8 protein-coding genes are annotated in these 9,269 nt (G+C 55.7%); 7 read left to right on the top strand and 1 reads right to left on the bottom strand.

The annotated features are described in order from the left end of the window. Positions 1-100: 100 nt before the first annotated feature. Positions 101-760 carry a CerR family C-terminal domain-containing protein gene (locus ACXWUF_RS12960; protein ID WP_458495091.1) on the bottom strand — a complete coding sequence of 220 codons (660 nt, stop codon included), beginning with the start codon at positions 758-760 and terminating at the stop codon, positions 101-103. A gap of 432 nt (positions 761-1,192) precedes the next feature. Here ACXWUF_RS12960 and ACXWUF_RS12955 point away from each other — a divergent pair, with 432 nt between their 5' ends. The 7 genes from ACXWUF_RS12955 to ACXWUF_RS12925 form a co-directional block, all read left to right on the top strand. Further along, a complete protein-coding gene (locus ACXWUF_RS12955; protein WP_458495090.1) occupies positions 1,193-3,760 on the top strand; it encodes a glycosyltransferase family 4 protein in 2,568 nt (855 codons plus the stop codon). A 220-nt stretch (positions 3,761-3,980) separates the two neighbouring features. Further along, a complete protein-coding gene (locus ACXWUF_RS12950) occupies positions 3,981-4,661 on the top strand; it encodes a hypothetical protein (RefSeq protein ID WP_458495089.1) in 681 nt (226 codons plus the stop codon). 248 nt (positions 4,662-4,909) lie between these two features. Next, entirely contained in the window at positions 4,910-5,635 is a 726-nt protein-coding gene (locus ACXWUF_RS12945; protein ID WP_458495088.1) for a sulfite exporter TauE/SafE family protein, read from the top strand. Positions 5,636-5,663: 28 nt separating this feature from the next. Continuing rightward, positions 5,664-6,605, top strand: a complete 942-nt coding sequence (locus ACXWUF_RS12940) for a sigma-54 interaction domain-containing protein (protein ID WP_458495087.1) — start codon at positions 5,664-5,666, stop codon at positions 6,603-6,605. A 221-nt stretch (positions 6,606-6,826) separates the two neighbouring features. Then, positions 6,827-7,741, top strand: a complete 915-nt coding sequence (locus tag ACXWUF_RS12935) for a hypothetical protein (protein ID WP_458495086.1) — start codon at positions 6,827-6,829, stop codon at positions 7,739-7,741. 105 nt (positions 7,742-7,846) lie between these two features. Beyond that, entirely contained in the window at positions 7,847-8,620 is a 774-nt protein-coding gene (locus tag ACXWUF_RS12930) for a class II glutamine amidotransferase (RefSeq protein ID WP_458495085.1), read from the top strand. A 123-nt stretch (positions 8,621-8,743) separates the two neighbouring features. After that, positions 8,744-9,269, top strand: a 526-nt coding sequence (locus ACXWUF_RS12925; RefSeq protein WP_458495084.1) for a thiopurine S-methyltransferase, incomplete at its 3' end; no start/stop codon positions are given.

The following is a 9,269-nucleotide window of genomic DNA, read 5'->3' as shown; positions in this document are numbered from 1 at the left end:
GCCCGGTAATCGGGACCGACGGTGGTGAAGAGTCCGCCGCCGCAACCCGTCAGCAGCGGCAGCAGCAGGGCGAGGCTGGCCCGGCGGGCGTTGGGCCGCGTCATGGGGTGATTTCTCCGGCGCGGCGCCGCGCCTCGGCTTCGATGATCGACAGCGCGTAACCGGCTAGGCGTTCGGCCAGGATGTCGACGGCGGCGGGACCATTCAGTAGGTCCGGCGAAATGGCCGAGACGACGTCTTGCCCGACGTAGAAATGCACGGCCATGCCGATAACGGCGAAGGCCAGCCGTTGCACATCGGCGTCGATGTGATCCAGGCCCAGGCGCTGGCGCAGCATGGACACGAGGGCTTCGTGCTGGGGTTTGATTTCGGCGTCGATTTCTTCTTGCCATGCCCCGGTCGGTTCGATCATTTCCCGGAAGCGCAGCTTCATCGCCAGCCGCACTGGCTCGCCCTGTTTGAGCGGTTCGAGGAAATCCCGGAAGAACAGGTCCAGGGCGGCGGGCAGGGGCAGGTTGGCGTAAATCCCCATGTTGGCGTGGCAGGGCAGGTCGCCCATGGGTTCGGTGAACGCGGCGCGGTACAGCCCGGCCTTGTCGCCGAAGTAGTAGCGGATGGCGGAGACGTTGGCGCCCGCCGCGTCGCAGATTTCGCGGGTGGTGGCGGCTTCGTAGCCTTTCTCGGCGAACAGGCGCAGCGCCGCCAGCACTAAACGGCTGCGGGCGTCGGGGTTGTCCGGGGTGGTTTCGCTGTGTGGCAACGGGTGGCCTCGCGGTCCTGGGTCGGGAGTTCAATCAAACGATTGAGTTAGATTGTGTTAATCAAGCGTTTGATTGTCAAGCGGAGATGTGGGCGGTTGCTGGGGCGGTACGGATTTCCGCTTGATTCACCGATTTTCACTGAGTCACCCGTAAAAGCCTGTTCGCCATCGTAAGCTGGGCTTATAGGTTAAAAAACTGTCCCACGGTATTTGGTCTTGCAAAATACCAAACCGTGACGTACGGCAAAAAATGCGCAGGGGGGTTGTAAAGGGAATGCCGGACTTGCCTTATAAAGACATCTGATATAAATTAAACACTTGCTTGCACGTATCCGAATAATATAGCGATACGTTAGTTTTTAATGGAATAATGGCAAAGGCTAAATGGACCTTAGTGAAAAGGTATATTAGATATAAAAAGCTGGAGTCAAAATGGCCGCTGAATTTTATGTGGATAAGTTACTGTCCAATTCTATAATGGGGTGGGGATGGGATCCCGAAGTACCCGAGATCCGGTTGGGGGTTTCCGTTTATGTCAATGATGAGTTTGTCGGTAAAACGATCTGTGACAAACCCAGACAGGATTTGAAGGATGCTGACAAAGGGGACGGTGCCTATGCCATGGAGTTTTATTTTCTTGAGTCGATTGACGTCAATCACGATGAGGTGGTTATAGTAAGTCAGGAGTTTGGCGAGCTTTTCCGATATACGCCGCCACGGGATAAGGCGGTTGCTAAAAAGGTGGAAACAAAAAATCTTTCCCGAACCACGGATAATTATAAAATTCATATTGAATTGCTCAGCGATAAAACCGTTAAAGGTTGGTGCGCGAAAAAGGATTCCGCCACGGGTGAGTTTTCCGGTGCTGCCAAATTAATAATCCGAGTGAATGACTTGCCAGCAGCACGAGTAAAAGCGGATCTGCCCCGTGAAGACGTGCATCAGGCCGGATGGCCGTTGCGCTGTGGTTTCGATATAAGCCTGCCGGTGGCTTTGGAGGGCGGAGACAAAATCGAAATCTGTGAGGGCACCAAGCAAAACGTGCTGCTGGCGACCCAATATGCCGATATAAGCAAGCTGAAATCAATCGACTTGGTTGAGGCGGTTGAAGGTGCTGAAATATCCGCGCCCGTGCCGTCATCTGGGCAAGCAGAGGAAACCCACTTATTCTTTGATATTTCCGACCTTGTCTATTACATCGGTCATCATGAAAATCTAACGGGAATTCAACGGGTCCAGTCCTGCGTTTTATTGGCTATCGCCAAGTATTCGCTACATCCTAGCGAGAATGTCCATTATCTTTCCTACGATAATCGGGTCAATTCGTTTTGCGTCATTGATCCCTATTTTTTCTTGCAGTTGCTCAATGATCTTGGTAGGCCCGTTGAAAAGCGAAAATATCGTTTCGACAAGGAGTTGGCGAAGCTTGGTTATATTGAGCCATCGGTGCCCTTGGAAAAATATGAAATCTATTCCACAAAAGCCAAAAAAGTAATTTGCATGCTGGGAGCCGCTTGGGTTAATCGAGATTATTTCAAGCGCGTTAACGACCTCAAAACCGAGTATGGATTCCATTTTGTAATGACCGTGCATGACCTGATTCCAGTTTATGCACGCGAAACCTGCGATCAGGGAACCTCGGAGGTATTCCAAGCGTTTCTCCGCAAGTCATTCCGTTATGTTGATGGCTTCTTGTCGGTTTCTGAGAATACCGCGAGAGACATTAAGAAATATGCGCGGAGTATCTCGGTGGATTGTCCGCCGATTTACGTGACGCAGAATGGTTCCTCGTTTAATGAGTTCTTCCAGGCTGAGTCCATCAAAAAGGCATCCCAGCTAGAAAATTATGTTCTATTCGTTTCAACGATTGAAGGACGGAAGAATCACCAACTGATCTTTAGGGTTTGGCAGGAGCTAATGGGCGACGGCGTGGATGTGCCCTCGGTGGTTTGTGTGGGGCGTCTTGGATGGCGAGCCAATGAGTTTCTTCAGCAATTGGTGTCCACCCGCTATTTGAATGGCAAGTTCCGTATCCTGTCGGATATTAGCGATAGCGAACTCGATATGTTATACGAGAATGCCATGTTCACCGTTTACCCGAGCCTATACGAAGGATGGGGTTTGCCGGTTGGTGAAAGCTTGGTGAAAGGCAAGGTTTGCGTGACGACCCACAATTCGTCATTGCCAGAGGTGGGTGGGGATTTCGCGGTGTATATTGATTCGTCGGACATTAACTCGACGAAACAGGCAATCAGGAAACTCATTGAGGATTCGGAATACCGGCTAGCGTTAGAAGAAAAAATACATAAAGATTATCAGCCTATCCGTTGGTCCGATGTTTCCATTAGGATTATCGCGTCAGCCCTGGAGATTTCCAGCCAAGTCAAGGTCAGCTCAGGGCCGGTTATCACTTTGGGCAAGGAGTATGCGATCCGAGAAATATCTAGTGGCCGGGATGCGTTGGGCGAGGAAATGCTCAAAGTTATTCAAGAGTCCAGGAGAGGCGTGCTCAGGGAAGGATTTCTGGATGACGACAGTTTCTATACCGGACAGGAGTTTCGCTTAGGAGCGGGCTGGCACACGCCGGAACATTGGGGAACATGGTCCACTTATCCAAAAGCCAGGCTCAGTTTCTTAATTGAGCCGGAAAGCCGGTGTGAGCGTGGTTATGTTATGTACCTAAAGCTTAGCTTCCTGGAGTCGCTGATGAGTCATAGTTACAAGGTGAGTTTGAACGGCGCTTATTTGCTGAGCAAAAATTGCGAAACCGCAAACGCTCGGTTGGTTCAAATACCCATTGCCGATATAGAGCCGGTGGATGGTAAAGGGGGGGTTTATACTTTAGAGTTTAGCTTTGAGAAACCCTCTCATGAAACAGCGGAGGAACTCCGCAAGACGGACCCCCGTTGTCTCGGATTCGGTTTTATAGCGATGATGGTCTTGGCCAAGGACGATACGCAAGGACGGCTGAATGTTCTGGAAAAACTCCAATTTGGCTGATCGTCTGGGAAAATGTAATGAGCGCCATTCCCCGGCCCGGCCTGTATCCTTGTTTGAGGGGATATAAAGATGGGCTGGCTGGGGCATGGCAAGGGCTGCTTTGGTTGAAAGGCTTGGCAGCCTCACCTTTTCAGCCTCTTTGGCCGGTTTGTCAGTCAATCAAGCCCTAAACCTGATTCTTGGGGATGGGGATTACTTTTTTTAAAGCGTTTAATGCGTTATGGCGATCCAAAAATTGGTATGCTTCTTTCATATTCCTAAAACTGGCGGCACCGCGATTCGAGCATTGCTTCAAAAAACGGTGCCTCGTGAACGATATTTTTGGCAGCATGAAAACAATAATCCGCTGGGATACCTATATCTAGACCAAGTGCCTTTGGAAAAGCGCGAGGCTTACTTTAATCAGTTGCGGTTCGTCGGCGGACATTTTGAATATCATTATACAGGTGTTTTAAGGGGGGTTGGCATCGAACCTGTTTTTGCGGCTGTGGTGCGAGAGCCGTTCTCTCGAGTGGTTTCTCATTACGAGTTTGTGGAAAAAATGAACGGAAGACAGCCGACACCCGAGCATTTCTACGATACGTTTTACAAAAAAACCGATTTCTGGAACGGTCAGGATTCCTATCAGCTATTCTGTACAACCGGTCAAGCACAACTTAATAATGGGATTCATGTTTTAAATAGGCATAGCTATCTGCTTGTCCCCCTAGCCAACATCCAGTTCTTCGTGACCGAACTCGCCAAATATATCCCGGAACTGGGTGGTAATCGGCTCATGATTTATAATGACAACGAAGACAAATCATATCTACAAAAATACGATAATCTGGTAGCCAATAAAGATATTTGCGAATTCTTGAAAGAAGATATTCGGTTCTTTGAATACATAAACAACCAATAATTCGTTGAAGCCGCGTTTCGTTTTGGAATGCCTCAGCGAGGAGAAGCCCGTTTCTCTTCTGTCGAAGCTCAAGGTGCTTCCTAGGACAACTCGGCTAAGCGGGTCAGGCTGCGTGGGGCTTTCCCGCTTGTCCAGGAAAGGGCTTTTTTGTGACCGGGATAGTCTTCAAATCGGTCCCGGTCAATTCTTCATAACTCCCGGCCTATAGGTCGTTCAACCCGATATTTTGTGGTATCTTTCGCGGCCTTATGCATCATATAGATAACGCGTTCAGCACATCCTACTTGGTCGCCCTGTTGATGGGCCTGTTCAGCGCCCTGCATTGCTTAGGGATGTGCGGCTCCATCATCGGCTCGTTGACCTTGAGCCTTCGCCGCGAAATCCGCGAAAACAAGCGCCTGCTGGTTCCTTTCGTGTTCAGCTACAACATGGGCCGCATCGTGAGCTATTCCCTGGCCGGAATGCTCGCGGGGCTGGCCGAGCATGTTTTGAGCATGCCTCTCGGCGAAGGCCACGGCCACCGCATTTTGCAGATACTCTCGGCCTTGGTTATGGCTGGCGCGGGCCTGCACATCGCGGGCTGGTTTCCCCGCTTCGCCTACATAGAGAAAGCGGGCGGCGTGGTCTGGCAGAGGATCGAGCCGTATGGCCGCCGGCTGGTGCCAGTGGAGACTTGGCCGAAGGCGTTCGTGTTCGGGATGATCTGGGGCTGGCTGCCATGCGGTTTGGTGTACGCCGCCCTGGCCTTGTCCGCGACCACCGGCGACGTGGTGCGCAGCACCTTCACCATGTTCGCCTTCGGCTTGGGCACTATGCCCGCCGTGATGGGGGTCGGTATAATGACCTCTTGGATGGTGCGGCTATCCACAATGAAAAAATTTCGCCAGGCGACAGGGATCACCCTCATCGCCTTGGGCCTGTTGGCGGCGTTTCCCTGGCTCAATCCGATGGTGCGCCACTCGGTAGGCATGTAAGTTACGGAGGAGTAGAGGAGGTGAGCTTATGTTTGAAAGGTTAATCGGCCAATCGCCGAATTTCGAGGCGCTGTTGCGGAGCGCCAAGATGGTCGCGGCGACGGACGTGACGGTCCTGATCGTCGGCGAAACTGGCACCGGCAAGGAAGTGCTGGCCCAGGCCTTGAAGCATCACAGCCCCCGTGCGGACAAACCTTTCATCACGCTCAACTGCGCCGCGCTACCCGAATCCCTGGCGGAGTCGGAGTTGTTCGGCCATAAGAAAGGCGCGTTCACAGGCGCCATCGGCAATCAGCAGGGTCGCCTGCCCGCGGCGGACGGCGGCACCGTCTTTTTGGACGAAGTGGATTCCCTGCCCATCCATCTGCAAGCCAAGCTGCTGCGCTTCTTGGAAACCGGCGAAATCCAGCCGGTCGGCGAGACTCACACCAACCGGGTGGACGTGCGCATCATCGCCGCCACCAACGCCAGCCTCCACGACAAGATCGCCAAGGGCGAATTCCGCCGCGACCTGTTCTACCGCCTGAACGTCGTGCCCCTGGAAATCCCGCCGCTGCGGGAGCGGATGGGCGACATCCACGTCTTGTTGCAGCACTTCATGGGCCACTTCGCGGGGGAGCATAAGCTGCCCTCGGCGTCCTTCAGCAAGACCGCGATGGGTCGCCTCTCCGGGTACGCTTGGCCGGGCAACGTCCGCGAACTGCGCAATGTTTGCGAGCGCCTATCCATCTTGCTGGCGGGCCGCACCATCGAGGAAAACAACCTCCCGCCCGAGATCGTCAATCGTGCGCCGGTGCAGAAGCCATTGTTCGACCTGCCGGAACTGGGCATCGACCTGGAAAAGGTCGAGATGGACCTGATCCGTCAGGCGCTCAACCGCACCAATGGCAACCGCAGCCGTTCCGCCCGGTTGCTGGGCATTTCCCGCGACACGCTGCTATATCGGATGCAGAAGTACGGGATCAACTAACCAGTCCATTCGGACGAGCAGGGAATTCTCACCGACTTCCAACTCGTTCCCATCATCGACCGCTTTCATCACAAGGCCGCCCATTTGGGCGGCCTTCGTGTTTCTGGGTTTACGGCACTCCCGTAGGCCGACTCGGTTTCCAAAACCGAGTCGGCCTTTGTTCCCGCCCAAACGATTAAAATAAGCCCGCCTTACCAACCCCCCACCAAGAGGAGTGATCCATGTCCAATTTCAGCCTGCTGGCCGCGACGCGGACCATCGAGAAATCCATGCCTTTCGTGCTGTACCGCTTCGCGATTTGTTTCGGCGTTGGGCTGGGATTCCTGCTCGCCACCCTGGCCGGGGCCGGGACGCTGATCGGCTTCGGCTCCCTGGCGAAGAACGCCATCGCCATCGGGCCGCTCGGCGCGGCGCTGGGCTTCGCGGCGTTTGGTTACCTGATGTACAAGGTTCGCCCGGTCTGGCTACACGGCATCCAGGCGCCGCTGTTGAAGCTGCTGGCCGACTTGGCGAAAGGCCAGACCTTGCCCGGCGGCAACGCGCAGATCGACTATGCCAAGCGGCAGGTCTCGGAGAGCTTCCCCAGCCGTTCGGGGTTGTTTGAGGCGGATCGGAATGTGCGAAGCGACTTGGCCGACCTCGCCGCGTCCGCCGCTCCGGTCGTTGTCGATTCCCCGGTGGCGAAATATCAGGCCAAAGCCCTCGGCTACCTATTCGGTCGCAATCATCAAACCATCCTGGCCTGGTATTTCTTCGCGGGCGCGGGCGATTTCCAGCGCACCGCCGCCGCAGGGCTTGCGATTCAGAAGCAGCATTACGCCGCGCTGCTCAAATACCGGATCATCGCCACGATATTCGAAGTCGTGGGCCTCGTCGCCGCTTATCCCTTGCTGTTGATCGGCATTGAAAAGCTGGTGTCCGGCATCCCCATCAACATGGGCTTTTGGCCCTATTTGTTCGCGGGCGTGTTCTCGTGGACGCTCAAGGCGGCGTTCCTCGAACCCATCGCCGAAGCGGCCATGCTGGATGGCTTCTTTCCCTTGGTGCCGAAGATTAGCGAGGCGGAAGCAGCGCCGGAACCGGAGGCGGCTCCAGCCGCCGCCGAGACTGGCGAAGATGCGGCGGCGGATGCATGAGGCGAGAATGGAGCGCGGGCGTCTCGCCCGCTCAATCGCGGCCAGGATGGCCGCGCTCCCATGGCATACTAGCGCCGCCCCTCCCAACTTCCGAAGGCCCATCCCATGTGCCAATTGCTAGGCATGAATTGCAACGTCCCCACGGACATTTGTTTTTCCTTTGAAGGCTTCCATGTGCGCGGCGGGCTGACCGACCATCACCGGGACGGCTGGGGCATCGCTTTTTTCGAGGGGCGCGGCTGCCGGGTGTTTCTGGATTCGAAGGCGACGATCGAATCGCCGGTGGCCGACTTGGTGCGGCGCTATCCGATCCATTCCACCAACGTCATCGCCCACATCCGCAAGGCCACCCAAGGCCGCATCGCGCTGGAAAACAGCCATCCGTTCCAGCGGGAGTTGTGGGGCCGCTACTGGATATTCGCCCACAACGGCAACCTGGAAAACTACCGGCCCGCGCTGTCGAGCCAATATCAGCCGGTCGGCGACACCGACAGCGAGTTGGCGTTCTGCCATATCCTGGATATCCTGCGGCAAGCCTTCCCGGAGGGGCGCCCCCGCGACGAGGATATTTTCCGCAGGCTTCAACGACTGACGCCGGACATCGCCCGGCACGGCGTCTTCAATTACCTGCTGTCGGACGGTGACGCGCTTTACGCCCACTGCTCCACCAACCTGCATTTCATCACCCGCCGGGCGCCCTTCGCCCAGGCCCATTTGGTGGACCAGGACATCACGGTGGATTTCAGCGAAGTCACCACGCCCAGCGACCGCGTGACCGTCATCGCCACGCTGCCGCTCACGGACAACGAAGCCTGGACCAAGCTGGCGGAGAACCAGTTGGTGATGTTCAAGGATGGCGAGGCGGCGGCGGGCTTGTAAGCTGTAGGTCGGGCTTCAGCCCGACTCCGTGTTTGAGTGGCCTCGGGCTAAAGCCCGACCTACATTGGGCCGAAACCCAGCCAACATCGGGCTAAAGCCCGACCTACACAAGTGAGTATTTCAATGGATACAGAGTTCTGGCTGGAAAAATGGGAAAGCCGCGAAATCGGTTTCCACCGCGATGCGGTCAACCAGCAATTGGAACGGCATTGGCCGTCCCTTGGCATCGGCGCGGAACGGGCGGTGCTGGTGCCGCTATGCGGCAAGAGCCTGGACTTGGTGTATTTGCGCCGCTTGGGGCACCCGATGGTGGGCGTGGAACTGAGTCCGCTGGCGGTGCGGGAGTTCTTCGCCGAGCAGGGCTTGCAGCCGGAAAGCCGCGACCTCGGCGATGGATTGCGGGCGTTTGAAGCCGAGGGCGTCTGCCTGATTCAAGGAGATTTCTTCGCCCTGCGCCGGGAGGACTTGCCCGAAATCGGTGCCGTGTACGACCGGGCCGCGCTCATCGCCATGCCGCCCGAGACGCAGCCGCGTTACGCGGCACAACTGGTGGCCCTGTTGCCGGAGGAAGCGCCGATGCTGCTGATTACCTTGGAATACGACAACGACGAGATGCAGGGACCGCCGTTTTCCACCCCGGCGGACCAGG

Source organism: Methylomagnum sp., from assembly GCF_054333355.1.
The sequence above is the reverse complement of the archived record's forward strand: the minus strand, read 5'-3'. Positions and strand labels throughout refer to the sequence as shown.

Coding starts and splice junctions, on each gene's coding strand:
- ACXWUF_RS12955 (WP_458495090.1), top strand. CDS start 1,193: ATGGCCGCTGAATTTTATGTGGATAAGTTACTGTCCAATTCTATAATG.
- ACXWUF_RS12935 (WP_458495086.1), top strand. CDS start 6,827: ATGTCCAATTTCAGCCTGCTGGCCGCGACGCGGACCATCGAGAAATCC.
- ACXWUF_RS12950 (WP_458495089.1), top strand. CDS start 3,981: ATGGCGATCCAAAAATTGGTATGCTTCTTTCATATTCCTAAAACTGGC.
- ACXWUF_RS12945 (WP_458495088.1), top strand. CDS start 4,910: ATGCATCATATAGATAACGCGTTCAGCACATCCTACTTGGTCGCCCTG.
- ACXWUF_RS12940 (WP_458495087.1), top strand. CDS start 5,664: ATGTTTGAAAGGTTAATCGGCCAATCGCCGAATTTCGAGGCGCTGTTG.
- ACXWUF_RS12930 (WP_458495085.1), top strand. CDS start 7,847: ATGTGCCAATTGCTAGGCATGAATTGCAACGTCCCCACGGACATTTGT.